Raw genomic sequence first — 23,208 nt, 5'->3', positions numbered from 1 at the left:
CGGAGGGCGGATTCCGCGACCGTTTAGGCTCGTACGCATGAAGAGCCTGGCGCTGATCGAGAACTGGCCCGTGCCGCACGCGGCGGCCGCCGTCGTCCGTGCGGACGGCACCGTCGCCGGGGCGCACGGCCCGACCGGGCAGCGCTTCCCGCTCGCCTCCGTCACCAAGCCGCTCGCCGCGTACGCCGCGCTCGTCGCGTACGAGGAGGGCGCCGTCGAGCTGGACGAGCCCGCGGGGCCTCAGGGCTCGACCGTGCGCCATCTGCTCGCGCACACCTCGGGGCTCGCCTTCGACGAGCACCGGGTGATGGGTGCGCCCGGGGAGCGGCGGCTCTACTCCAACGCCGGGTTCGAGGTCCTGGGCGACCACATCGCGAAGCGGACGGGGATCCCGTTCGCCGACTATCTGCGCGAGGGCGTCCTCGAACCGCTCGGGATGACGTCGACGTCGCTCGACGGCTCGCCCGCCAAGGACGGCGTCTCGACCGTCGACGACCTGGTGCGGTTCGCGGCGGAGGTGCAGGCGCCGCAGCTGCTGCACCCGATGACGGTCGCGGAGGCGATGACGGTGCAGTACCCGGGCACGAAGGGCGTCCTGCCGGGGTACGGGCACCAGAACCCCAACGACTGGGGCCTCGGGTTCGAGATCCGGTCCGCCAAGTCCCCGCACTGGACGGGGAGTTCGTCCTCGCCCCGCACCTTCGGCCACTTCGGCCAGTCCGGCACGTTCCTGTGGGTCGACCCGCGGGCGTCGGCGGCGTGCGTGTCCCTGACGGACCGGGCGTTCGGCCCGTGGGCGGTGGAGGCCTGGCCTGCGTTTACGGACGCGGTGCTGGCGGAGCTGGGATAGTTCCCCACCCCGCCCCTTCCCGAAAGCCCTCAGCCGGGCGGCTGGTCCGCCGGCTGCGGGCCGGTGGGGGCTGGTCGCGCAGTTCCCGCGCCCCTGGGTGGTCGGGGCGCGGGGAACCGCGCGAGCAACCCGGCACGGTCCGCAGCCGAATCCGCTACACCTCGTTCAGCTCCCAGATCAGCAGCTCCACCTGGGTGCGGGCGACCAGGTCGAGGCCCAGCGCCTCGCTGAGCCTCGCCGAGTCACCCGGCCCCAGTCGCCCGCCCGCCAGGTCGACCTCGCCACGTACCACGTGGACGTAGACGCCGGGCGCGTCCGGGACCGCCGTGCGCTCGCCCGCCGCCAGCCGCCGGACGTACAGCATCGCGCCCGCCGCCAGGACCGCGTACGGGGTCGAGTCGGCTATGCCGCGGACGATCTCGTACGACGGGGTGCCGCCGGGCTGCCCGGGGGCCAGCCACATCTGGACGAAGACCAGGGGGGCGGTGCCGTCGTTGCGCTCCTCGTGGCGGACGCCTCCGGCCGAACTGAGGTGCTGGACGTCCCCCGCCCGTACGACCGTCGCGTGGCCCGTCGAGTCGCGGTGGGTGAGCTCGCCCTCCACCACCCAGGTGACGATCTCGGTGTGGCTGTGCGGATGCTCGTCGAAGCCCGCGCCCGGCGCGAGCCGCTCCTCGTTGCAGGCCAGGACCGGGCCGAAGCGCAGATTGTCCGGGTCGTAGAAACGGCCGAAGGACAACGCGTGCAGGGACTCGATGCCGGCCGCCGCGTCGCCGCCCCGGTAGCGCTCGTGGGCGCGCCTCACGGAAATCACGGGGTCCACGGTAGGGCCTGTCCGGGCCCCCGAACCCCCGGCAGGGCACTCACCCGTCCTGATAAGGCAGTCTTGTCCCCGTGCCCGAACCCGAATCTGCGCCGCCGCCGAACGCCGCCCATCCGCACGCCGCGACCCTCAAGCGCCTTGAGCAGTCCTCCGGCCGGCTCGCCGCGAACGCCATCGCCCGCATGGACGAGACGCTGCCGTGGTACCGGGCGATGCCGCCGGAGAACCGGTCCTGGATCGGTCTGGTCGCCCAGGCCGGCATCGCGGCGTTCACCGAGTGGTTCCGGCACCCGGAGACCCCGCAGGCGATCTCCACCGATGTCTTCGGGACCGCGCCCCGCGAGCTGACCCGGGCCATCACCCTGCGCCAGACCGTCGAGATGGTGCGCACCACCATCGAGGTCATGGAGACCGCGATCGAGGAGGTCGCGGCGCCCGGCGACGAGTCGATCCTGCGCGAGGCCCTGCTGGTCTACGCACGCGAGATCGCCTTCGCCACCGCCCAGGTGTACGCCCAGGCCGCCGAGGCACGCGGTGCCTGGGACGCCCGGCTCGAATCGCTGGTCGTCAACGCGGTGCTCTCCGGTGAGGCCGACGAGGGCGCCGTCTCACGGGCCGCCGCCCTCGGCTGGAACTCGCCGGAGCATGTGTGCGTGGTGCTCGGCACCGCCCCCGACGGCGACAGCGAGCTCACCGTCGAGGCGATCCGGCGGGCCGCCCGGCACGCCAAGCTCCAGGTCCTCACCGGGGTGCTCGGTGACCGCCTGGTCGTCATCGCGGGCGGCAGCGACAACCCGCTCCAGGTCGCCAAGGCCCTGATCGGGCCGTACGCGGCCGGTCCCGTGGTGGCCGGCCCGGTCGTCCCCGACCTGCTGGCCGCGACCCGCTCCGCACAGGCCGCCGCCGCCGGACTCAAGGCGGGCTCGGCCTGGCAGGACGCCCCCCGGCCCGTTCTGGCGGACGATCTCCTGCCGGAGCGCGCGATCGCCTCCGATCCGGCCGCGCGCGACCAGCTGGTGGAGGAGATCTACAGACCGCTGGAGGAGGCGGGCTCGGCGCTCCTGGAGACCCTGAGCGTCTATCTGGAGCAGGCGAGCAGCCTGGAGGGCGCGGCCCGGATGCTCTTCGTACACCCCAACACCGTGCGCTACCGGCTACGACGTGTGACGGACGTCACCGGCTGGTCCCCCTCCGATGTACGTTCCGCCTTCACGCTCAGGATCGCCCTGATCCTGGGGCGTCTGGCCGACGGAGATCCTCAGTCCTAGACTTTTGTCGGACACCCACAATTCCCCCGACGGTTCTTCGTCCCTGTCCCCACGGGCGAGCAGGGCCGTCCACAAGAGAGAGTGTGAGAGTGCTCGTACTCGTCGCTCCCGGCCAAGGCGCTCAGACGCCCGGCTTCCTGACTCCCTGGCTCGACCTCCCCGGCGCCGCCGACCGGCTCGCCGCGTGGTCCGACGCCATCGGGCTCGACCTTGTCCACTACGGCACGCAGGCGGACGCGGACGCCATCCGCGACACCTCCGTGGCCCAGCCCCTGCTGGTCGCCGCGGGTCTGCTCTCCGCCGCGGCACTGGGTGACATCACCCCGGGCGCGGTGGCCGGCCACAGCGTCGGCGAGATCACCGCCACCGCGTACGCGGGCGTGCTCTCCGAGGAGGCCGCACTCGGCTTCGTACGTACCCGGGGCCTGGGCATGGCCAGGGCCGCGGCCATCACCGAGACCGGTATGTCCGCGCTGCTCGGCGGCGAGCCCGAGGTCGTCTTCCCGCACCTGGAGAAGCTGGGCATCACCCCGGCCAATGTGAACGGCGCGGGCCAGGTCGTGGCCGCGGGCACCCTGGAGCAGCTGGCCGCCCTGGAGGCGGACAAGCCCGAGGGCGTGCGCCGGGTCGTACCCCTGAAGGTCGCCGGCGCGTTCCACACGCACCACATGGCCCCGGCGGTCGACGAGCTACGCGAGGCGGCGACGTCGCTGGACATCGCCGACCCGAAGATCATCTACGTCTCGAACGCCGACGGCCGCACCGTCGCCACCGGCTCCGAGATCGTCGCCCGCCTGGTCAACCAGGTTTCGAACCCCGTCCGCTGGGACCTCTGTATGGAGACGTTCCAGGAACTGGGTGCCACCGCGCTGATCGAGGTGTGCCCCGGCGGCACCCTGACCGGCCTGGCCAAGCGCGCACTGCCCGGTGTGAAGACCGTCGCCCTGAAGTCCCCGGACGACCTCGAAGCGGCCCGCGCGCTCATCGCCGAGACAGGGATGCCCGCCGCTGACGCGGCGGGCGCCTGATAAGGAGCCGTACAGCATGTCGAAGATCAAGCCCAGCAAGGGCGCGCCGTTCGCCCGGATCATGGGCGTCGGCGGCTACCGGCCGACCCGGGTGGTTCCCAACGAGGTCATCCTGGAGAAGATCGACTCGTCCGACGAGTGGATCCGCTCCCGCTCCGGCATCTCCACCCGGCACTGGGCCTCCGACGAGGAGACCGTGACGGCGATGTCGGTGGAGGCCGCGGGCAAGGCCATCGCGGACGCCGGTCTCACCCCCGAGCAGATCAGCGGTGTGATCGTCTCCACGGTCTCGCACTTCAAGCAGACCCCGGCCGTCGCCACCGAGATCGCGGACAAGATCGGCGCCGTCAAGCCGGCCGCGTTCGACATCTCCGCGGGCTGCGCGGGCTTCGGCTACGGCCTGACCCTCGCCAAGGGCATGATCGTCGAGGGTTCGGCGGAGTACGTCCTCGTCATCGGCGTGGAGCGGCTCAGCGACCTGACCGACCTGGAGGACCGCGCGACGGCCTTCCTGTTCGGTGACGGCGCGGGCGCGGTCGTGGTCGGCCCCGCGGACGAGCCGGGCATCGCCCGTACCGTCTGGGGCTCCGAGGGCGACAAGTCCGAGACCATCAAGCAGACCGTGCCGTGGACGGAGTACGACAGCTCCGGCAAGTTCCCTGCGATCACGCAGGAGGGCCAGGCGGTGTTCCGCTGGGCCGTGTTCGAGATGGCGAAGGTCGCCCAGCAGGCGCTGGACGCGGCCGGAATCAGCGCGGACGACCTGGACGTCTTCATTCCGCACCAGGCCAACATGCGGATCATCGACTCGATGGTGAAGACTCTCAAACTGCCGGAGCACGTCACGGTCGCCCGTGACGTGGAGACCACCGGCAACACCTCGGCCGCCTCGATCCCGCTCGCGATGGAGCGGCTCCTGGCGACCGGACAGGCGAAGAGCGGTGACACCGCGCTCGTCATCGGCTTCGGGGCGGGTCTCGTGTACGCCGCGACGGTCGTTACCCTCCCCTAGGCACACCGGATCTTCCGGATGCCCACAAACCCGTAAAAAACCGAAGGAGCGCCACATGGCCGCCACCCAGGAAGAGATCCTTGAGGGTCTCGCCGAGATCGTCAACGAGATCGCCGGTATCCCCGTCGAGGACGTCCAGCTGGACAAGTCCTTCACGGACGACCTGGACGTCGACTCGCTGTCCATGGTCGAGGTCGTCGTCGCCGCCGAAGAGCGCTTCGAGTGCAAGATCCCGGACGACGACGTCAAGAACCTGAAGACCGTCGGCGACGCCGCGGACTACATCCTGAAGCACCAGGCCTGATCCGGTACCCCCGGAATCAGTCCCGGACTCAGTTCCGCGTGACTGCCGCCACCCGGCGGTGGCGCCGCTGATCCCCCCTTACACCGTGGAGAAATTTCCTGTGAGCTCGACCAATCGCACCGTGGTCGTCACCGGTATCGGCGCAACCACACCGCTGGGTGGCGACTCCGCCTCGACCTGGGAAGGTCTGCTGGCGGGCCGTTCCGGCGTCCGGCCCCTGGAGGGCGAGCGCTTCGCCGACCTCCCGGTCCGCATCGCCGCCACCGCCGCCGTCGACCCGGGCGAGGTACTGCCCCGCCCGCTCGCCCGCAAGCTGGACCGCTCGGCGCAGTTCGCGCTGATCGCGGCCAAGGAGGCCTGGGCCGACGCGGGCTACACCGCTCCCGCCGGTGAGGACCAGCCCATCGCCCCCGAGCGGCTCGGCACGGTCATCGCCTCCGGCATCGGCGGTGTGACCACCCTGCTCGACCAGTACGACGTGCTGAAGGAGAAGGGCGTACGCCGCGTCTCCCCGCACACCGTCCCGATGCTGATGCCGAACTCCCCCTCGGCCAACGTCGGTCTCGAAGTGAACGCCCGCGCGGGCGTCCACACCCCCGTCTCCGCCTGTGCGTCGGGCGCCGAGGCGATCGGCTACGCCGTGGAGATGATCCGCACCGGCCGCGCCGACGTCGTGGTCGCCGGCGGCACCGAGGCGGCCATCCACCCGCTGCCCGTCGCGGCGTTCGCCAACATGATGGCGATGTCCAAGAACAACGACCACCCCGAGCAGGCCTCGCGCCCGTACGACACGGCCCGTGACGGCTTCGTCCTCGGCGAGGGCGCCGGTGTCGTCGTCCTGGAGTCGGCCGAGCACGCCGCCAAGCGCGGCGCCCGGGTCTACTGCGAGGTGCTCGGCCAGGGCCTGTCGGCCGACAGCCACCACATCGCACAGCCCGAGCCGACCGGCCGCGGTGTCGCGGCGGCCCTGCAGAACCTGCTGGACTCCACGGACCTCAAGCCGTCCGAGGTCGTCCACCTCAACGCGCACGCGACGTCCACCCCGCAGGGCGACGTCGCCGAGATCAAGGCGCTGCGCAAGGTCCTCGGCGACGACATGGACCACATCGCGGTCTCCGCGACGAAGTCCATGACCGGGCATCTGCTCGGCGGCGCCGGCGGCATCGAGACCGTCGCGACGGTCCTGGCCCTTTACCACCGGGTCGCGCCCCCGACCATCAACCTCGACGACCTCGACGACGAGGTGGAGGCGGACATCGTCCGCGGCGAGCCGCGCGCGCTGCCCGCCGGGTCCATCGCGGCCATCAACAACTCGTTCGGGTTCGGCGGGCACAACGTCGTGCTGGCGTTCCGTTCCGTCTGAACGCGTATACGTAACCGGAAGGGCCCCCACCGAGCGGTGGGGGCCCTTTCCGTTACGCATCGGACCGCGGTACGTGTCATACGACCTGGTGCAGCCACCTCACGGGCGCGCCCTCGCCCGCGTACCGGAACGGCTCCAGCTCGTCGTCCCAGGGCTTGCCGAGGAGGCGGGCGATCTCGGCCTCCAGATCGGTCTCGCCCCGCACCGAGCGGGCGAGCGCGGCCCGCAGCCGGTCCTCGGGGATCAGGATGTCGCCGTGGATGCCGGTGACCGCGTGGAAGATTCCCAGGTCGGGCGTGGCGCTGTAGCGCTCGCCCTCGGCCTTGGCGCACGGCTCCGCCGTGACCTCGAACCGCAGCATCTGCCATCCGCGCAGGGCGGACGCGAGTTTGGAGGCGGTGCCGGGCTCGCCCTGCCAGGAGAACTCCGCTCTCCAGGTGCCGGGCGAGGCGGGCTGGCGGATCCAGTCGAGCTGGACGCGCACACCGAGCACCCCCGCCACCGCCCACTCGACGTGCGGGCACAGCGCGCGGGGGGCGGAGTGGATGTACAGAACTCCACGTGTCGTCACCGGGACCTCCAGTGCGGTTCGAGGTTCGCCTTCCCCAGCGGCCTCCCGCCCCTACCGGTCTCGGTCAGGACAGCACCTGACATTCTGCCCCGGGGTTCAACAGTAAACAGCATCGGGAGTTAATCTCCTGAATGGGGACAGTATGTGACGTGATGTAATTTACCGGAGCCGTCTGGCGTGGTTCCTCTGGCTGGACGGGCCAAAGCTACCGCGCGGAGCAGACAGAAAGGTGTCGTACGGTCGGTCCTGGGCCCGGGAAACACGAAGCTTTCACCCGGCAGGACGCCAGGGGCACCCGAGGGAGGGGACCAGGGGATGGACCAGGGGACGTTGCCGACGCGCCGAAGCCGCCCCGCGCGGCGCCGCACCGCGGCCGCCGCCGCTCTCACGGCGATGACGCTCGCCGTCACGGCGGGGTGCACCAGCTCGGAACCACCGGCGGACCACCGCGCCGAAGCGGCCCCGAAGCCGTCACCGACGCCCACCCCCCACTGGAACCCGCGCCCGGCGTCGATCGCCGCCGTGGGCGACTCCATCACCCGGGGCTTCGACGCCTGCATGGTCCTCTCCGACTGCCCCGAGGCGTCCTGGGCCACCGGCAGCGACTCGGGCGTCCAGTCGCTGGCGACCCGGCTGCTCGGCGCCGGCTCCGCGGCCGCCCGCAGCTGGAACTACGCGAAGACCGGCGCCCGGATGTCCGACATCCCGGCCCAGCTGACCCGCGCGGCGGCCCACCGCCCCGAGCTGGTCACGGTGATGGTCGGCGGCAACGACGCCTGCCGGGACTCGGTCGACGGTATGACGTCGGCGGCCGACTTCCGGGCGGGCTTCGAGACGTCCCTGCGCCGGCTGCGCACCACCCTGCCCAAGACCCAGGTGTACGTGTCGAGCGTGCCGGACCTCAAGCGCCTCTGGTCGGAGGGGCGGGGCAACGCTCTGGGGAAACAGATCTGGAAGCTGGGCATCTGTCAGTCCATGTTGAGTGACGCGGACGATCTGGGGGCGGCGGCGGGCGAGCGGCGCGACGCCGTGTACGAGCGGGTGGTGGCGTACAACGAGGCACTGAAGGACGTATGCGCGAAGGACCGTTACTGCCGTTACGACGGCGGCGCGGTCTTCGACTACCGCTTCACCGGCGACCAGCTGAGCCACTGGGACTGGTTCCACCCCAGCAAGGACGGCCAGGGCCGGCTGGCGGAGATCGCGTACCGCAATGTGACGGCGGCGAGGCCGCCGCGGTAGGAGGGTGACCGGCCGTCGGCGGCCGGATATCTCCCCTTACCCTCCCGTAACTCCGAGTCCCCCTGTTCACAGGGGAGTTCCTTCTCGATACTGGCCGCCCAGGCCTCGACGGAAGGATGCGCGGTGGTACGTGGACGGCGTGTACGGGTGGCACGGCTGGCCCTGCTGGTCGCTTCGATGACGTTCGGCGCGGTGCTCGTGCCGGTCCCGGCGCAGGCGCAGGCCCCGGCAGCGACGGGGGCGCCGCCGACCGTGGAGGAGCAGCGCCTGGACCTGGCCGTCCCGCAGGAGATACTGCGGCGCTCCGGGTTCGACGACGTGGCCGGGCGGTTCGCGCGGGAGCTCGACGGTGTGCGGTCCTACCGGGAGGCCGAGCGCCTGGTCGCCCGCGAGGGCGCCGCGCTCTGGCGGCGGGCCGTGGACCGGGCGCAGGGGCGCGGCCCGGCGGGCGGCGACCTGAGCCGGGACGACGACCGGCCGCTGTACTGGGCGCGGCTGGGGATGACGCGGGAACTGCGGGGCTGGGAGCCGGGGTTCGGACTGTCGCAGGAGCGACGGGCGGCGCTCCTGGACCGTCTGGAGCGGGGATCACGGGGCCAGAACTCGATCACGTACGGGTCGGGCACGGGCTACAAGCGCATCCTGGTCACCGGCTTCGACCCCTTCACCCTCGACCGGGACATCCGCATCAGCAACCCGTCGGGCGCGACGGCGCTGGCGCTCGACGGCACCTGGATACGTACGGCCGCCGGGCCCGCCCGGATCGAGACGGCCATGTTCCCCGTCCGCTGGGACGACTTCGCGGCGGGCACGGTCGAGCGGACGCTGCGGCCGGTGCTGCCGCAGGTCGACCTGTTCACCACGGTCAGCCAGGGGCGGTTCGGGCGGATCGACGTCGAGCGCTTCAACGGGGCGTGGCGGGGCGGGTTCCCGGACAACGAGAACGAGTCGCGGACGGAGCAGGTTCCGGTGTCCGATCCGGCGAGCCAGCCGCAGTGGACGAGGACGACGCTGCCGTACCAGGCGATCGTGGCGGCTCGGACGGGGCCGTACCCGGTGTACGACCACACGTCGGTGACGGAGGTACCGGCGGGCGGGACGGGGCCGGTGGTGCGGGAGGACGGGCCGTCGGCGGGGTCCGTGGCGCGAGCCGGGGGCGGGGGTGACTACCTGTCCAACGAGATCGCGTACCGGGCGACGCTGCTGCGGGACCGGCTGGGTCTGTCGATCCCGGGAGGTCATGTGCACACCCCTGTGCTGGAGTTCGGGGCGGGGAACACGGATCCGTCGACGGGGGCGGTGACGGATGCGGAGTTCGAGCGGAATCGGGGGGAGATCGTGGGGCAGGTGCGGGCGATCGTGACGACGGCGGTGTCCCCCGCCCCGCCCCTTTCCTGAACCCTACGGGGGTGGGAGCGGGCTGAGGCGGGTTTCCCGGGGCTACGCCCCGGACCTGCGGTTGTCTGTGGGCTGTGGGTGGCTGGCCGCGCAGTTCCCCGCGTCGGCCCGAAGTCGTCAGCCCGACGAAGAGGACGAACCCGGCCCCATCGAGGATGGGGCCGGGTTCGCATCTCCGCCTACTTGAGCGCTGTACCACCCGAGTTGTGATAGTCGATCGCCTTTTTGATCAGGTTTCCGCCGTCGGTCTCGACCGATGTCTGTTCTTGCTGCCCCGCACCGAACAGCAGGCCGGCGATATGCGCTTTCGCCACCTGGTCCATGTGCGCGAAGAACCAACAACAGCGGAGCCGGCCAGGACAGCCATGACGATGGCCGCCAGACACTCCGACGCGCGAGCAACCGACCGGCACGGTGCATCACTCTTCGTTTCCCCGTGACGGCTGAGCTGGACGACCGGTGACTACCGCGGGCGTGGCCGCGCGGCACGTGGGCCGCCAGCGCGGTACGCCACCGACGACGTGGGTGGGAGAGGGGCATGTCTGTGCTCTCTTTCAGCCGTTGCGTCTGCCCGGACCGCCTGGCCGGACAGCACTCAGTGGTCCGGGGAGGCCGAAAGGTTGCCGCGCACGCGAGGATTCACAGATTCACCGAAGCCATCGCGGACCTCGGCCCCCGCCCGGCCGCCCGCCCAGGGCTTTGGGGAAGGGGCGGGGTTGGGGGGCTCGGCCCTGGGGTCAAGCCCGCAGCGCCGACAGATCCTCCCCCGCCAGATCACTCCTCCCCACCAACACCTCGCGCACCGCCTCCAGCACCGGCGACCCCACCACCTCCGTCGCCAGCGACACATCCTTCGCCGCCAGTGCCACAGGGAAGTACGCGTGCGTCGCGAACGCCCGCCCCACCAGCCCGCCCAGCGGGCTCGCCGCCAGCGAGGACCGGGTCAGTTCGGGCGGCAGGCCCAGGGCCGCGGCCAGGCGCAGGGACTCGGCCACCAGGGCCACCCCGCCGATCACCGCGCTGATCAGGACCAGCTTGAGCGCCGCCCCCGTACCCACCTCGCCGCACCGCGTCACCGACCCCAGCTCGGCCAGCAGAGGAGCCACCGGATCCGTCTCGCCGCCCGCCAGGATGAGGAGCTCGCCCGTCGCGGCCCGGTCCACGCTTCCCATCACCGGCGCGTCGATGAACGCGATCCCGGCGGGGAGACGGGATGCCAGCTCCCGGACCGTGTCCGGGCCGACCGTCGACGTATCGATCCACGTCACCCCCGCCCGCAGCGCCGGAACCATCGCGTCCGCCACGGCGAGCGCCGCCGCCGGGTCCGCGAGCATCGTGATGACCACGTCGGCGTCGCGGACCGCCTCGGCGGGGCTCGCCGCGGCCACGGCCCCCTCGGCCGCCAGCGAGCCGGCCTTGCTCGCCGTACGGTTCCAGACCGTCAGCCCGTACCCCGCCGCGAGCAGCCGGCGAGCCATCGGCGCCCCCATGTTGCCCAGCCCCAGAAACGCGACCTGCTGCACGTTCGTCCTTGCCTTCTCGCTGTTCATGGAACGACCGTACGAACGCCGCCACCCATGCCACAAGCGAATGTCTAGCATGGCAGCCATGAGCTCGCCGCATACCACCACCCACAGCCTCTACGACGTCTTCCTCCGGGTCGCCTCCGACGGCTCCTTCACCGCCGCCGCCCAGGCCCTCGGCTACACCCAGTCCGCCGTCTCGCGGCAAGTCCAGGCGCTGGAGGACGAGTTGGGGAGCGTGCTCTTCGACCGGCTGGCCCGGGGGGTGCGGCTCACCGAGGCCGGGCGGGTGCTGGTGCCGCACGCCGAGGCCGTACGGGGCCGGCTCGCCGCCGCCCGCGCCGAGCTCGCCGCGCTGCGCACGCTCGACGGCGGGCTGCTGCGCGTCGGGGCGTTCTCGACCGCCGACGCCGCGCTGCTCCCCCGCGCCCTCGCCGCGTTCCGGCGCCGTCACCCCGGGGTGACCCTCGCCCGTACCGAGGGGCCCTCCGTCAAGCACCTCGGGCTGCTCGCCGCCGGGGAGCTGGACATCGCCGTGGTCAGCGCCACCGCCGGGCGCGCCCTCGACGGCTGCGCCCTGCGGCATCTGCTCGACGAGCCGATGTTCGTGGCGATGCCGCAGGACCACCCCCTGGCGGGGCGGAAGCGGCTGCGGCTGGCGGAGCTCGTCGACGAGGAGTGGGTCGCGGGCAGCACCCGGCCGGAGGACACGTTGATGCGGCCGGTCCTTGAAGGCGGGTTCCGGCCACGTACGACCCTCGTCGTACGGGACTGGATCGCCAAGCAGGGCTTCGTCGCGGCCGGGCTCGGCGTCACGCTGCTGCCCGCCCTCGCCGCCGACTCGGTCCGCGCCGACATCGTGCTCGTCCCCCTGCACCCGGACGACGTACCGCACCGAGCGGTCTACGCGGCGACCCCGTACGGCCGCGCCGACTCCCCGGCCGTGGCCGCCTTCCTCGCCGAACTCCGGGCGACGGCGCGGCAGATCATCCCGTCGGGCCGCCCGTAAGGGTCGGTCCGGCCGTTTCGGGCTCCGGCTGCGGGTCCGCCGCCGTCTCGTCCAGCAGGTCCCGCACCATCAGCGTCGCCCCCGCCACCGCCCCCGGCATCAGGAACACCGCCACGAACGGCACCAGGAACGCCAGCGTCAGCGGGACGCCGAAGCCGAGGACGAGCAGGCGGCGCGTGCGCAGCAGGGCGAGGCGGTCCGCCAGTTCCACTCGCCGGCGCTGGAGCGCCACCGCCGTCAGCTCCTCGGTGAGGAAGAAGCCGGAGACGCAGAAGCCGATCGCGGGGACCACCGTCTGGCCGACCACCGGCAGGAAGCCGAGGGCGAAGAGGAGGACGCCGTACAGGACGACGCGCGTCAGGACGCGTACGGAGTCACGGGCGGAGATCCACAGCTCACGCCAGAGCGGCAGGCCGGACTCCGGCGCCTCGCCGCCGCTCTCCCAGCGGTCGACGTCCTCGGACAGCTTCTCGTAGAAGGGCTGGCCGACCAGGAGCGTCACCGCGGTGAAGGTGATCACCGCCAGGAACAGGCCCATCGCGAAGACCAGCGCCGTCAGGAAGCCCCGGAACAGGCTCAGCCACGGCGAGGACCAGCCGTCGGCGAACGGGGTCGCCCAGCCGACGAAGTCGTCCGCCCCGTGGGCGAGCCCGGTCAGCGCCGCCGCGTACAGGACAAGGGTGACCAGGCCGGGCAGCAGTCCGATCCCCAGGGACCGGCCGTGGCCGGTGACCCATCGCTGCCCTTTGACCAGATAACCGAAGCCCGCCCCGAGATCACGCATGGCCGAACTCTATCGGCCGGTAACCGCCCCTCTCGTACGGGAGTTCCCCGCTCCGGAACACGGCGAAAGGCCGCACCCCGCCGTGCCGGGTGCGGCCCTTCGTACGGACGCCGGGCGACCGCAGGGACGTCAGGCGACCGCGAGGTCGACCGTGATGTTGCCGCGCGTGGCCTTCGAGTACGGGCACACCTGGTGCGCCTTCTCGACGAGGTCGCGCGCGGTGGCCGCGTCCACGTTGGGGAGGGCCGCGGAGATCCTGACGATGATGCCGAAGCCGTCGTCGTTCTTGCCGATGCCGACCTCGGCGGTGACCGTCGAGCCGGATATGTCGGCGTTCTCCTGGCGCGCGACCACACCGAGGGCGCCCTGGAAGCAGGCGCTGAAACCGGCCGCGAACAGTTGCTCCGGGTTGGTGCCCGCGCCGCTGCCGCCCATCGCCTTCGGCGGGTTCACGACCACGTCGAGCCGGCCGTCGTCGGTGGCGACCCGGCCGTCCCGGCCGTTCTCGGCGACGGCGACGGCGGTGTACAGAACGTCGGACTGCTGGATGGACATGCTGGGTGCTCCTCCTGCTCGTTCCCGGCCGCTCGCGCCCACGACAGCCGGGATGTGGAAAGACCTTATCGAATGGCGGAAGTCATCCGATAAGGTCTTCAAGAGTGGCAGAGGTCACGCGGGCGGGGTCACTCGCCCAGCGAGACGACCATCTTTCCGGTGTTCTCGCCCCGGAGCATGCCGAGGAAGGCGTCCGCGCCGTTCTCGATGCCCGCCACGACCGTCTCGCCGTACTTCAGCTCACCGGAGGCGATCCAGCCGGCCACCTCCTGGACGAACTGCGGCTGGAGCGCCGCGTGGTCGCCGACGAGGACGCCCTGGAGGCGCAGCCGCTTGCCGATGATCATGGCCATGTTGCGCGGGCCCGGGGTCGGCTCGGTGTCGTTGTAGCCCGCGATCATGCCGCAGATGGTGGCGCGGCCGTGCACGTTCAGCGAGGAGATCGCCGCTTCCAGGTGCTCGCCGCCGACGTTGTCGAAGTAGACGTCGATGCCGTCCGGGGCGGCCGCGCGCAGCTGGTCGCGGACCGGGCCGTTCTTGTAGTTGAAGGCGGCGTCGAAGCCCAGCTCCTCCACCAGCCACTTCACCTTCTCGTCGGAGCCGGCCGAGCCGATCACCCGCGAGGCGCCCTTGAGACGGGCCAGCTGGCCGACCTGGCTGCCGACCGCGCCGGCCGCGCCGGAGACGAAGACCGCGTCGCCCTCCTTGAAGGAGGCGACGTCGAACAGTCCCGCGTACGCGGTCAGGCCCGTCATACCGAGCACACCGAGGTACGCGGAGAGCGGGGCCAGCGAGGCGTCGACCTTGGTGGCGTGCTTGGCGTCCAGGTCGGCGTACTCGCGCCAGCCGAGCCCGTGCAGCACATGGTCGCCGACGGCGAAGCGCTCGTCGCCGGAGGCCACGACCTCGCCCACCGCGCCGCCGTCCATCGGCTTGTCGAGCTGGAACGGCGGGATGTACGACTTCACGTCGTTCATACGGCCGCGCATATACGGGTCGACGGACATGAAGAGGTTGCGGACCAGGATCCGGCCCTCGGCGGGCGCGGCGACCGGGACCTCGCGGAGCGCGAAGTCGGCCGGGACCGGCCAGCCGTGCGGGCGGGCGACGAGGTGCCATTCACGGCTGGTGGCGGGGAGTGCGGACGGTGCGGACATGGGGTGCGTCCTCCTGCGGTGCGGTCGCCGGGTCCGGCGGATTACTTCAGGTACTGAAACAACCATGCTCCTGGATATTTGAGATTGTCAAGTAACTCGGTACGCTGGTTCCATGGCCACGCGTATGGATGCCCTCACCCTCGAAGTCGTCGACCTCATCGGCTCGGTGGTGTCGCGCTACCACGAGGAGTACGAGCGGGCCGCCGCCGAGCACGCGCTCACCGGGGCGCAGGCGCGCGTCCTCGGGCTGCTCTCGCTGGAACCTGTGCCGATGCGCAAGATCGCGCGGAAGCTGAAGTGCGAGCCGTCGAACGTCACGGGGATCATCGACCGCCTGGAGGCCCGCGGCCTCGTCGAGCGACGCCCCGACCCGGCCGACCGCCGGGTGAAGCTGGCGGCGCCGACGGAGGAGGGGCTGGCGACCGCGGCGCGGCTCCGCGACTCCCTGGACTTCGCCCGCGAGCCGCTGGCGGAGCTGTCGGCGGAGGAGCGGACGGTGCTGCGGGATCTGCTGAAGCGGATGCTGGGCGCCCCTTGAGGGGCGCGGCCCTGTGACATGTGCGGCTCCGCCGCGATGGGGGTCCCCCCCTGTTCGAGCGAAGCCGAGAACTTGGGGAGCGACCAGCCCCACCGGCCCACAGCTGACTACAGGCACCACCAGAGGAAGCGGTTGCACGTCTGCGTCGGGGCCGGCGTGGGGGGCGGCGCCGGTGGTGGCGGTGTGTCCGAGGTGGACGGCTGGGGTGACGTCGACGGGAGCGGGGAGCCGTCCGGGCCCGTGGGCGTGGGGGCCGGGGCGCTCGGCGCGCCGGTCGGGCCGGTGGCCGGGTGCGAGCCGCCCGGGGCCGGGGCGCCGCCGGTCCCGGTTCCGGTTCCGGTCCCGGTCCCGGTTGCGCTGCCGGTGCCGCCCGGGCCGGGGCGCGTACCGCCCGGGGTCGGGTGGCTCTTGCCGTGACCGTTCCCCGCGGGCACCGCGCTCGGCCGCTCGGGGCCGCCCACATCGCTCGCGTCAGGGGCCGGCGCGTCCGTCTCCTGCGAGATCTGCTCCTCCTCGTGTACGGAGGTGGCGGCGCCGCGGTCGTCCGGCGGCGGCTCGATGGCGAGCTGTGCGATACCCAGCGCGCCGGCCGCGAGGACCACACCGGCCGAGCCGAACAGCACGAGGCGGCCGCGCCGCTTGCGGGCGCGGCGGCGCGGTCGGGCCCGGGGCGGCTCGCGGCGCGCGCGGCGGTGACCGGCGGGGGCCGGGTCCGCACCGGATGCGGCGGACTCGTAGACCCCGAGGTCGATGACTTCTGGCTGCCGCAGTTCCTCCGCGGGGGTGCCGCATCCGGCGCAGGCCAGTGCGCCGTTGAGGTGCCGTCGGCAGACGTGGCAGTAATCCATGGCCAACGGAGGCTATGCGGGTAGCGGTCGACAATTGGGGCCGGGAATGTGTGGATCTTGTGTGGAAGCCCTCCTTCCAGGGCGTGTCGGGGGCACGAAGTCGGGCGTTCGGTGCGATGTCGGTGGGGCCGGGCAGGATGGGGTCATGACGGACGCGCAACCCCACGTTTTCGGGCCGCTCGACTTCCAACTCGTCCTGCTGCGGCGGATGGCCGACCACCAGCCGGAGCTGGTCGACGACGCCCGCCGCGAGCTGGGGGTGTCCATGACACAGATGCGGGAGGCCAACCGCCGCTGGCAGGCGATGGCCCGCTCGCCACGCTCCCGGGGCGCCGCCGCGCGCTACCGGTCGGTGCTCGGCGCGCCCGAGACGGTGGCCCGGCGCAAGGTCGGCGACCTGGAGTGCGAGGCCCGGCTGTGGCCGGTGCCGCTGTGGCCGACGCTGCGGTTCGAGGTGCTGGCCGGGCCGGACGGGACGGTGTGGAACGAGTGGCTGGTCCGGGCCCCCGGCGAGCCCGGCCCCGTACTGGAGACGGCGGCGGACCTGCGCCCGTGGTCCTGCACGGTCGACGAGGCGGCCCGCGCCTTCCCCCCGGCCCGCCCGATGGAGGGCAGCGCCCCCACCCGCTGGCAACTGGAGCTGACGGCGCCGGACGGCGAGAAGTGCGTGGCGGAGTTCTCTTGGGGGCTGCTGCAGGGCCTGCGGCCGGCGGTGCGGGAGGTGTAACCGGGGCGCGTCTGTCGGCTGCGGACCGTGCTGGAACCGCTCACGCAGTTCCCGACGCCCCCGAAGATCTCGGCTGCGGACCGCCCTGGAACCACTCGCACAGTTCCCCACGCCCCCGAAGATCTCGGCTGCGGACCGCGCTGGAGCCGCTCACGCAGTTCCCGACGCCCCCCACAGATCTCGGCTGCGGACCGCGCTGAAACCACTCGCACAGTTCCCCACGCCCCCGAAGATCTCGGCTGCGGACCGCGCTGGAGCCGCTCACGCAGTTCCCCGCGCCCCCGAAGATCTCGACTGCGGACCGTGCTGGAGCCACTCGCACAGTTCCCCACGCCCCTCAGGCAATCCACCGGCACCCAAAAACGCGGCTCGGCCCCGTCCCTCAGGGGCGCGGGGCTGTGACATGTGCGGCTCCGCCGCGATGGGGTCCCCCTGTTCGAGCGAGGCCCAGAACCTGGGGGAGCGACCAGCCCACGACGGCCCGCAGCCGAAATCAGATCCGGGACCCAGCCCGCACCCCCAAACACCCGCAGGCACGCCGAAGCCGAACACATTGTCCCCCGATCAGCCCCGCCTCCGGGGCAACTGGCACTCAGTCAGCCGACGCCCGACCGGCCCAGCCCAGCGCGCGCGGCGACCGCGGGGAACGGACGATCCGATCAAGGACCGCCACTCGGGAGGATGCCGTGACCGTCAGTCTGGAGCAGTTGCGCCGTTGCCACGTAGCCGTCGACCTCGGCGCCGCGAGGACGCGCGTATTCGTCAAGGGCCTGGGACTCGTCGTGGACGAGCCCAGCGTCGCGGCCATCAACACCCGTACCGGCGCGCTGATCGCCGTCGGCGCGTTCGCCGAGAAGATGACCGGCCGTACGCCCGACTACATCCGCGTCGCCCGGCCCGTGACCGGCGGCACCGTCGTCGACATCGAGATGGCCCAGCGCATGCTGCGGCATCTGGTCGGCGAGAAGCTGCGGCGCCAGCTGCGCCGCAAGCCCGGGCTGCGGGCCGCCGCCTGCACCCCGCACGAGGCCGACCCGCTCGCCCAGCGCGCCACCGTCGAGACCCTGGTGGGGCTCGGCGCCCGCCGGGTCGAGCTGGTCGACACCCTGATCGCGGCGGCCGTCGGCTGCGGGCTCCCGGTCGAGCAGCCGACCGCCACCATGATCATGGTGTGCGGGGCGGCCACGACCCAGATCGCGGTGCTCTCACTCGGCGCGATCGTCACCGCCCAGCGGATCCCGGTGGGCGGCGACGCGATCGACCACGCCGTCATCCAGCACCTGCGCCACCAGCACGAGCTGATGCTGCCGAGCCAGTCCGTGCGCCCCCTCCAGCTCGCCCTCAGCGGCAACGGGCTGACCTCGCACGGCCCCGCCTCCACCGAGATCCACGGCCGGGACGTCGCCACCGGCCTCGCCCGCTCGGTCCAGGTCGACACCGCGGCCGTCCGCGACGCGATCCACACCCCGCTGACCGCCGTCCTCGACGGCATCGGCAAGGTCCTGCGCGACTGCCCCCCTGACCTGGTCGCGGACCTCGCGGACCGGGGGATCATGATGGTCGGCGGAAGCGCCCTGCTGCCGGGCCTGGACCAGATGCTGCGCAAGGCGACCGGCATGCCCGTGGGCATCGCCGAACGCCCGGACGTCTGCGCCATCCTGGGCCTCGGCGCGATGCTGGACGGCAGGATCGAGCCGATGGTCCTCGACCCGCTCGCGGAGTGAGGCGCCGGGTGAAGTGCCGGGTGAGGTGCCGGGTGAGGTGCCGGGTGAAGGCAGGAGGGGCCCGGTGCGCGCGGACGGCGGATCCGGGGCCGGGACACCGCTGCCCGTCCTGCTCGAAGCCGTCCTCGGCGTCGGCTCCGAGCTCGAACTGCACACCACCCGGCGACCGACCCCCGGATGACCACGCATGTACGGACCCGCTTCGGGCCGAGCATGATGCTGCCGCTACGGGGAGGGGGGCGGGGCCACGGTGTGGGAGGCGCCTCTGTAGATGTGGGAGGCGCCTCGGCAGGGGGCGGTGGATGTGCGTCGGCGGCTGCGGGCCGGTGGGGGCTGGTCGCTCCCCCAAGTTCTCGACTTCGCTCGAACAGGGGGACCCCCATCGCGGCGGAGCCGCACGATGTCACCGCCCCGCGCCCCTGGGGGGGGTGCGGCTCTTAGGGCCTGCGGCTCTTAGGGGGTGCGGCTCTGGGCAGCCCGCAGGGCGATCCTCGTGTCCGAGCGTGCCACCCCCGCGTCCCGTTTCAGCCGGCGCAGCAGCCCGTCGAGCGCCGCCGGGTCGGCCGCCCTGGCCCGTACGAGATAGTCGTGCTCGCCCGTGACGTGCACGACCTCCGTGATGCCCGGCAGCTTCAGGGCGACCTTCTCGAACGCCTCGTTCGTGGTGTCCAGGCGCAGGGTGACGTCGATGAAGACGACGAGCCCGGGCCCGGCGTCGGCCGTCGGGTCGACCAGGACCGTGAAGCCCCGGATGACGCCGTCGCGGCGCATCCGCCGCACCCGGTCGGCGGCGGCGTTCGCGCTGAGCCCGACCTTCGCACCGAGGTCGCGGTACGAGATCCGCGCATCCTCCCGCAGTACGCCGAGGATTTCTCTGTCCAGGCGGTCCATACCACGATTGTCGCAGCCCGGACCGGTATTCGGCCGCGTACCGGGCGGGCGTGGCCGGACAGTACCCCCATGAGTGAGATGTGGACGACGGCGGTGGCGGGTGCGGCGGCGGGCCTGGGCGTGGCGATGCCCGTGGGCGCGGTCGGGGTGCTGCTCGTCCAGGAGGGCATGCGCGACCGGCGCGGGGCGGTCGCCGCGGCGTCGGCGGTGGCGGTGGTCGACCTGGCGTACGCGGCGGCGGCGACCGCGCTGGGCCCGTGGGTGGCGTCGACGCTGACGGGGGTGGAGGCGTGGGTGCGGCTGGTGGCGGCGGCCGTGCTGGTGGGGATCGCGGGGCGGGGGCTGTGGGGGTCGCGCGGACCTGTGGCGGGCGACCCGGCCCCCGCGCCCCCGGCCCGGGGGCCCGCCCGTACGTTTACCCGCTTCGCCGCCCTCACTCTCGTCAACCCCACCACCGCCCTCTACTTCACCGCCCTCACCACCGCCCAGGGCAGCACCCTCCACGGCGGCGGCAGCGGGGCCGTGTTCGTCTCGGCCGTGTTCGCCGCGTCCTTCGTGTGGCAGCAACTGCTCGTCGCGGCGAGCGGGTTCGCCGGGGCGCGGATCTCCGACGCGGCCCGGATGTGGACGTTCCGGCTCGGCTACGGGCTGGTCGCGCTGTACGCCGTCAAGGTGGCGCTGCCGCTGCCTTGATCGCGGTGCCGCGTAGGGTTTCCGATGGCCCTTCAGGGCCGGTGCCGTCGACTGCGAGGAGCCCTTTCCGTGTCCCCTCTCTTTCCCGCGCTGCGGACCGCCGACCGGAAGGAAGCCCTTCGGTTCGGCGAGCACGCCCTCACCTACGCCGAACTCGCCGGGGCGGCGGGCGCCCTGGCAGGCCGGATCGCCGGGTCGGGCCGCGTCGCCGTCTGGGCGACCCCGACCCTGGAGACGGCGGTCGGGGTGGTCGCGGCGCTGCTGGCCGGGGTGCCCGCCGTACCGCTGAACCCCAAGACGGGCGAACGCGAGCTGGCGCACATCCTGAGGGACAGCGCGCCCACGGCCGTCCTCGCCGCCCCCGGCGAACCACTGCCGCCCGCGCTGGCGGCGCTGACCAGGATCGACGTGGTCCCGGAGGCAGGATCGGCGGCGGATCCTCCGCCCGCCGAGCCCGACGACGCAGAGTCCCCCGCCCTCATCGTCTACACCTCCGGCACCACCGGCCCGCCCAAGGGCGCCGTACTCCCCCGCCGGGCCGTCGCAGGCACGCTCGACGCGCTGGCGGAGGTCTGGGCGTGGACGCCCGACGACGTCCTCGTACACGCTCTGCCGCTCTTCCACGTCCACGGCCTGATCCTCGGCGTCCTCGGCCCGCTGCGGCGCGGCGGCTCGGTGCGGCATCTGGGCAGGTTCTCGGTGGAGGGCGTGGCCCGTGAGCTGTCGACGGGCGCGACGATGCTCTTCGGGGTGCCGACGATGTACCACCGTATCGCCGAATCCCTGGACAGCGACCGGGAGTTGGCGAAGGCGCTGGCCGGGGCGCGGCTCCTGGTGTCGGGTTCGGCGGCGCTGCCCGTCCACGACCACCGGCGGATCGCGGCGGCGACCGGCCGCACGGTGATCGAGCGGTACGGGATGACCGAAACGCTGATGAACACGAGCGTACGGGTGGACGGCGAGCCGCGACCCGGCACGGTCGGGGTGCCGCTGCCGGGCGTGGAACTGCGCCTGGCGGACGAGTCGGACGGCATCGGCGAGATCCAGGTGCGCGGCCCGAACCTCTTCAGCGGCTATCTCAACCGGCCGGACGCCACGGCCGCCGCGTTCACCGAGGACGGCTGGTTCCGCACCGGCGACATGGCGAGCCTGGACGGCGACGGATACGTACGGATCGTCGGCCGCAGGGCGACGGACCTGATCAAGAGCGGCGGGTACAAGATCGGGGCGGGTGAGATCGAGAACGCGCTGCTCGACCACCCCGGGGTGCGTGAGGTGGCCGTCACCGGTGAGCCGGACGCCGACCTCGGGGAGCGGATCGTGGCGTGGGTGGTCCCGGCCGACCCCCAGTCCCCGCCCACGGCCGAGGAGTTGGCCGGGCACGTGGCCGCCCAGCTCTCCCCGCACAAACGGCCGCGTACGGTCCGCTTCCTGGAGACGCTGCCGCGCAACGACATGGGCAAGATCATGAAGCGGGCGCTGGGGAACGGCAATGGCTGACCGGCTGAGCGCGAGGGCGGCCATCGGGGCGGCGACTTCGGACTTCACCGAGCTGCACGCGCCCGAGCGGGAGACGACGGTGGAGGGGCCACTCGGCTGGGAGGGGTACGAGGCGTCGCGGGCGCGCGCGAGGGAGCGCACGGGCGAACAGGAATCGGTGATCTACGGCCAGGCGACGGCAGAGGGGCGGCCCTGCATCCTCCTCTCCTTCGAATTCGGCTTCCTGGGCGGCTCGTTGGGCGAACGTACGGGGGACCGTCTGGAGGCCGCCTACCGGGCGGCGCGGGAGCGGCGGCTGCCGCTGGTCTCGCTGATCGCGACCGGCGGCAGCCGGATGCAGGAGGGCATGGTCGCGCTCACCCAACTCCAGCGGGTGGCCCGCCAGTCCACCCTGCTGCGGTCGGCCGGGCTGCCCCAGATCGCGGTCCTGCGCGACCCGACCACGGGCGGCGGCTGGGCCACGCTCGGGGCGGGCGCGGACGTGGTCCTTGCGCTGCCCGGGGCGCAGGTGGGCTTCGCGGGTTCGCGGGTACGGCCCGCCGACGCGGATCCGGCGGCGTACGCGGCGGAGGGCCAGCTGGCGGCCGGGGCGGTGGACGCGCTGGTGCCGGTGGCGGAGCTGCGCGGGGTGCTGGGGAGGTGGCTGGGGCTGCTCTCCGCCGGGACCCCGGGCGGCCCGGTGCCCCCGGCCGACGTGCCCCCGGCGCTCGGGGGGACGGGGCTGCCGGGGACGGGGTGGGAGGCGGTGGAACAGGCACGCGCGCGTTCCCGGCCACGGGCGTCGGCGTACCTGGACGCGTACTTCGACTTCCGCCTCCCTCTCAGCGGTGACCGATGCGGGGGTGTGGACGAGGGGATGCTGTGCGGGTTCGGGGAGCGGGCCGGGCGTACGGTCGCGTACGCGGCCCAGGCCGGCACCCCGACGCACCCGGCGGGCTACCGCACCGCCGCCCGCCTCCTCCGCCTCGCCGACCGCCTCGGCGTCCCCGTCCTCACCCTGGTCGACACCCCGGGCGCGGCGAACGACGCGGCGGCGGAACGGGCTGGCCAGGGCGCGGCCGTCGCGGACTGCTTCGCGGCGGTGGCGGGGGTGGGGGTGCCGGTGACGACGCTGGTGATCGGCGAGGGCGGCTCGGGCGGAGCCCTGGCGCTGGCGTCCCCCGGCCGCACCTGGGTGACGCCGGACAGCTACTTCTCGGTGATCGCGCCCGAGTTGGCGGCGGCGATCTTGAAGCGGGGGGCGGGGGAGGTGCGGGGCACGGCGGATCAGCTGGGGGTGCGTCCGCAGGACCTGGTACGGCTGGGGGTGGCCCGGGGGGTGGTCTCCCCCACCCCGCCCCTTCCCTGAACCCGCCGGGGGTGGGTGGGGGTTGAGGCCGGGGGTCCGGGGGCTGCTGCCC

General features: G+C 72.8%; 24 protein-coding genes. 15 read left to right on the top strand and 9 right to left on the bottom strand.

From position 1 onward, the window contains the following. The first annotated feature begins 37 nt into the window (after positions 1 to 37). Entirely contained in the window at positions 38 to 850 is an 813-nt protein-coding gene (locus ACFWA7_RS29515) for a serine hydrolase domain-containing protein (protein WP_385543865.1), read from the top strand. A gap of 154 nt (positions 851 to 1,004) precedes the next feature. Here ACFWA7_RS29515 and ACFWA7_RS29510 read toward each other — a convergent pair whose 3' ends face one another. Next, the gene (locus ACFWA7_RS29510) at positions 1,005 to 1,664 is read right to left on the bottom strand and encodes a pirin family protein (RefSeq protein WP_385543868.1); all 660 of its coding nucleotides are present in this window, start codon (positions 1,662 to 1,664) and stop codon (positions 1,005 to 1,007) included. An 80-nt stretch (positions 1,665 to 1,744) separates the two neighbouring features. Here ACFWA7_RS29510 and ACFWA7_RS29505 point away from each other — a divergent pair, with 80 nt between their 5' ends. The 5 genes from ACFWA7_RS29505 to fabF all read left to right on the top strand — a co-directional run bounded on the left by ACFWA7_RS29505 (position 1,745) and on the right by fabF (position 6,648). Continuing rightward, on the top strand, positions 1,745 to 2,941 hold the full coding sequence (locus ACFWA7_RS29505) for a PucR family transcriptional regulator (RefSeq protein ID WP_385543871.1): 1,197 nt from the start codon (positions 1,745 to 1,747) through the stop codon (positions 2,939 to 2,941). Positions 2,942 to 3,030: 89 nt separating this feature from the next. Further along, positions 3,031 to 3,969, top strand: coding sequence for an ACP S-malonyltransferase (locus ACFWA7_RS29500; protein WP_385543926.1), 939 nt, complete (start codon positions 3,031 to 3,033; stop codon positions 3,967 to 3,969). 16 nt (positions 3,970 to 3,985) lie between these two features. Continuing rightward, the gene (locus ACFWA7_RS29495; RefSeq protein ID WP_385543874.1) at positions 3,986 to 4,981 is read left to right on the top strand and encodes a ketoacyl-ACP synthase III; all 996 of its coding nucleotides are present in this window, start codon (positions 3,986 to 3,988) and stop codon (positions 4,979 to 4,981) included. Between the two features lie 55 nt (positions 4,982 to 5,036). Next, entirely contained in the window at positions 5,037 to 5,285 is a 249-nt protein-coding gene (locus ACFWA7_RS29490; protein ID WP_385543876.1) for an acyl carrier protein, read from the top strand. Between the two features lie 100 nt (positions 5,286 to 5,385). Continuing rightward, a complete protein-coding gene (gene fabF, locus ACFWA7_RS29485; RefSeq protein WP_385543879.1) occupies positions 5,386 to 6,648 on the top strand; it encodes a beta-ketoacyl-ACP synthase II in 1,263 nt (420 codons plus the stop codon). Between the two features lie 76 nt (positions 6,649 to 6,724). Here fabF and ACFWA7_RS29480 read toward each other — a convergent pair whose 3' ends face one another. Continuing rightward, positions 6,725 to 7,219 carry a DUF3145 domain-containing protein gene (locus ACFWA7_RS29480; protein ID WP_101388175.1) on the bottom strand — a complete coding sequence of 165 codons (495 nt, stop codon included), beginning with the start codon at positions 7,217 to 7,219 and terminating at the stop codon, positions 6,725 to 6,727. Positions 7,220 to 7,534: 315 nt separating this feature from the next. Between ACFWA7_RS29480 and ACFWA7_RS29475 the strand changes: the two genes are divergently transcribed. Together ACFWA7_RS29475 and ACFWA7_RS29470 are read left to right on the top strand one after the other, a co-directional pair. Beyond that, a complete protein-coding gene (locus ACFWA7_RS29475; RefSeq protein WP_385543882.1) occupies positions 7,535 to 8,461 on the top strand; it encodes an SGNH/GDSL hydrolase family protein in 927 nt (308 codons plus the stop codon). A gap of 177 nt (positions 8,462 to 8,638) precedes the next feature. Continuing rightward, a complete protein-coding gene (locus tag ACFWA7_RS29470) occupies positions 8,639 to 9,859 on the top strand; it encodes a pyroglutamyl peptidase (protein WP_385543929.1) in 1,221 nt (406 codons plus the stop codon). A gap of 179 nt (positions 9,860 to 10,038) precedes the next feature. On the opposite strand, the gene ACFWA7_RS29465 is transcribed toward ACFWA7_RS29470, so the two are convergent. Then, positions 10,039 to 10,182: a hypothetical protein gene (locus ACFWA7_RS29465; RefSeq protein WP_385543885.1), complete on the bottom strand. Its 144-nt coding sequence runs from the start codon at positions 10,180 to 10,182 to the stop codon at positions 10,039 to 10,041. A gap of 414 nt (positions 10,183 to 10,596) precedes the next feature. Next, positions 10,597 to 11,409, bottom strand: a complete 813-nt coding sequence (locus ACFWA7_RS29460; protein WP_385826116.1) for an NAD(P)-dependent oxidoreductase — start codon at positions 11,407 to 11,409, stop codon at positions 10,597 to 10,599. Between the two features lie 58 nt (positions 11,410 to 11,467). On the opposite strand from ACFWA7_RS29460, the gene ACFWA7_RS29455 reads away from it, so the two are divergent. Beyond that, positions 11,468 to 12,391, top strand: a complete 924-nt coding sequence (locus tag ACFWA7_RS29455) for a LysR family transcriptional regulator (RefSeq protein ID WP_385826114.1) — start codon at positions 11,468 to 11,470, stop codon at positions 12,389 to 12,391. Here ACFWA7_RS29455 and ACFWA7_RS29450 read toward each other — a convergent pair. From ACFWA7_RS29450 to ACFWA7_RS29440, 3 genes are all read right to left on the bottom strand, one after another. After that, positions 12,369 to 13,175 carry an EI24 domain-containing protein gene (locus ACFWA7_RS29450; protein WP_385543894.1) on the bottom strand — a complete coding sequence of 269 codons (807 nt, stop codon included), beginning with the start codon at positions 13,173 to 13,175 and terminating at the stop codon, positions 12,369 to 12,371. The two genes, ACFWA7_RS29455 and ACFWA7_RS29450, sit on opposite strands and share 23 nt — an antisense overlap. A 129-nt stretch (positions 13,176 to 13,304) precedes the next feature. Next, complete coding sequence (locus ACFWA7_RS29445; protein ID WP_385543896.1) at positions 13,305 to 13,730, bottom strand: organic hydroperoxide resistance protein; 426 nt, start codon at positions 13,728 to 13,730, stop codon at positions 13,305 to 13,307. Between the two features lie 128 nt (positions 13,731 to 13,858). Next, on the bottom strand, positions 13,859 to 14,887 hold the full coding sequence (locus ACFWA7_RS29440) for an NADP-dependent oxidoreductase (protein ID WP_371652571.1): 1,029 nt from the start codon (positions 14,885 to 14,887) through the stop codon (positions 13,859 to 13,861). 112 nt (positions 14,888 to 14,999) lie between these two features. Here ACFWA7_RS29440 and ACFWA7_RS29435 point away from each other — a divergent pair, with 112 nt between their 5' ends. Beyond that, positions 15,000 to 15,425 carry a MarR family winged helix-turn-helix transcriptional regulator gene (locus ACFWA7_RS29435; protein ID WP_385543900.1) on the top strand — a complete coding sequence of 142 codons (426 nt, stop codon included), beginning with the start codon at positions 15,000 to 15,002 and terminating at the stop codon, positions 15,423 to 15,425. Positions 15,426 to 15,532: 107 nt separating this feature from the next. On the opposite strand, the gene ACFWA7_RS29430 is transcribed toward ACFWA7_RS29435, so the two are convergent. Next, on the bottom strand, positions 15,533 to 16,273 hold the full coding sequence (locus ACFWA7_RS29430) for a hypothetical protein (protein ID WP_385543903.1): 741 nt from the start codon (positions 16,271 to 16,273) through the stop codon (positions 15,533 to 15,535). Between the two features lie 145 nt (positions 16,274 to 16,418). On the opposite strand from ACFWA7_RS29430, the gene ACFWA7_RS29425 reads away from it, so the two are divergent. Together ACFWA7_RS29425 and ACFWA7_RS29420 are read left to right on the top strand one after the other, a co-directional pair. After that, positions 16,419 to 17,000, top strand: coding sequence for a hypothetical protein (locus ACFWA7_RS29425; protein ID WP_385826111.1), 582 nt, complete (start codon positions 16,419 to 16,421; stop codon positions 16,998 to 17,000). A gap of 686 nt (positions 17,001 to 17,686) precedes the next feature. Continuing rightward, positions 17,687 to 18,724: a rod shape-determining protein gene (locus ACFWA7_RS29420; RefSeq protein WP_385543909.1), complete on the top strand. Its 1,038-nt coding sequence runs from the start codon at positions 17,687 to 17,689 to the stop codon at positions 18,722 to 18,724. 453 nt (positions 18,725 to 19,177) lie between these two features. Here the strand turns inward: ACFWA7_RS29420 and ACFWA7_RS29415 are convergent, their stop codons facing one another. Further along, a complete protein-coding gene (locus ACFWA7_RS29415) occupies positions 19,178 to 19,615 on the bottom strand; it encodes an Lrp/AsnC family transcriptional regulator (RefSeq protein WP_385826109.1) in 438 nt (145 codons plus the stop codon). 69 nt (positions 19,616 to 19,684) lie between these two features. On the opposite strand from ACFWA7_RS29415, the gene ACFWA7_RS29410 reads away from it, so the two are divergent. From ACFWA7_RS29410 to ACFWA7_RS29400, 3 genes are all read left to right on the top strand, one after another. Next, the gene (locus ACFWA7_RS29410; RefSeq protein WP_385543918.1) at positions 19,685 to 20,308 is read left to right on the top strand and encodes a hypothetical protein; all 624 of its coding nucleotides are present in this window, start codon (positions 19,685 to 19,687) and stop codon (positions 20,306 to 20,308) included. Between the two features lie 69 nt (positions 20,309 to 20,377). Next, complete coding sequence (locus ACFWA7_RS29405) at positions 20,378 to 21,808, top strand: acyl-CoA synthetase (protein ID WP_385826107.1); 1,431 nt, start codon at positions 20,378 to 20,380, stop codon at positions 21,806 to 21,808. Continuing rightward, positions 21,801 to 23,156, top strand: coding sequence for a carboxyl transferase domain-containing protein (locus ACFWA7_RS29400; RefSeq protein ID WP_385826105.1), 1,356 nt, complete (start codon positions 21,801 to 21,803; stop codon positions 23,154 to 23,156). Before ACFWA7_RS29405 ends, ACFWA7_RS29400 begins: the two co-directional genes overlap by 8 nt. The last annotated feature ends 52 nt before the right edge of the window (positions 23,157 to 23,208 follow it).

The organism is Streptomyces sp. NPDC059994 (genome assembly GCF_042737755.1).
Lineage (GTDB): Bacteria > Actinomycetota > Actinomycetes > Streptomycetales > Streptomycetaceae > Streptomyces.
This window is presented reverse-complemented; position numbering and strand designations above follow the sequence as displayed.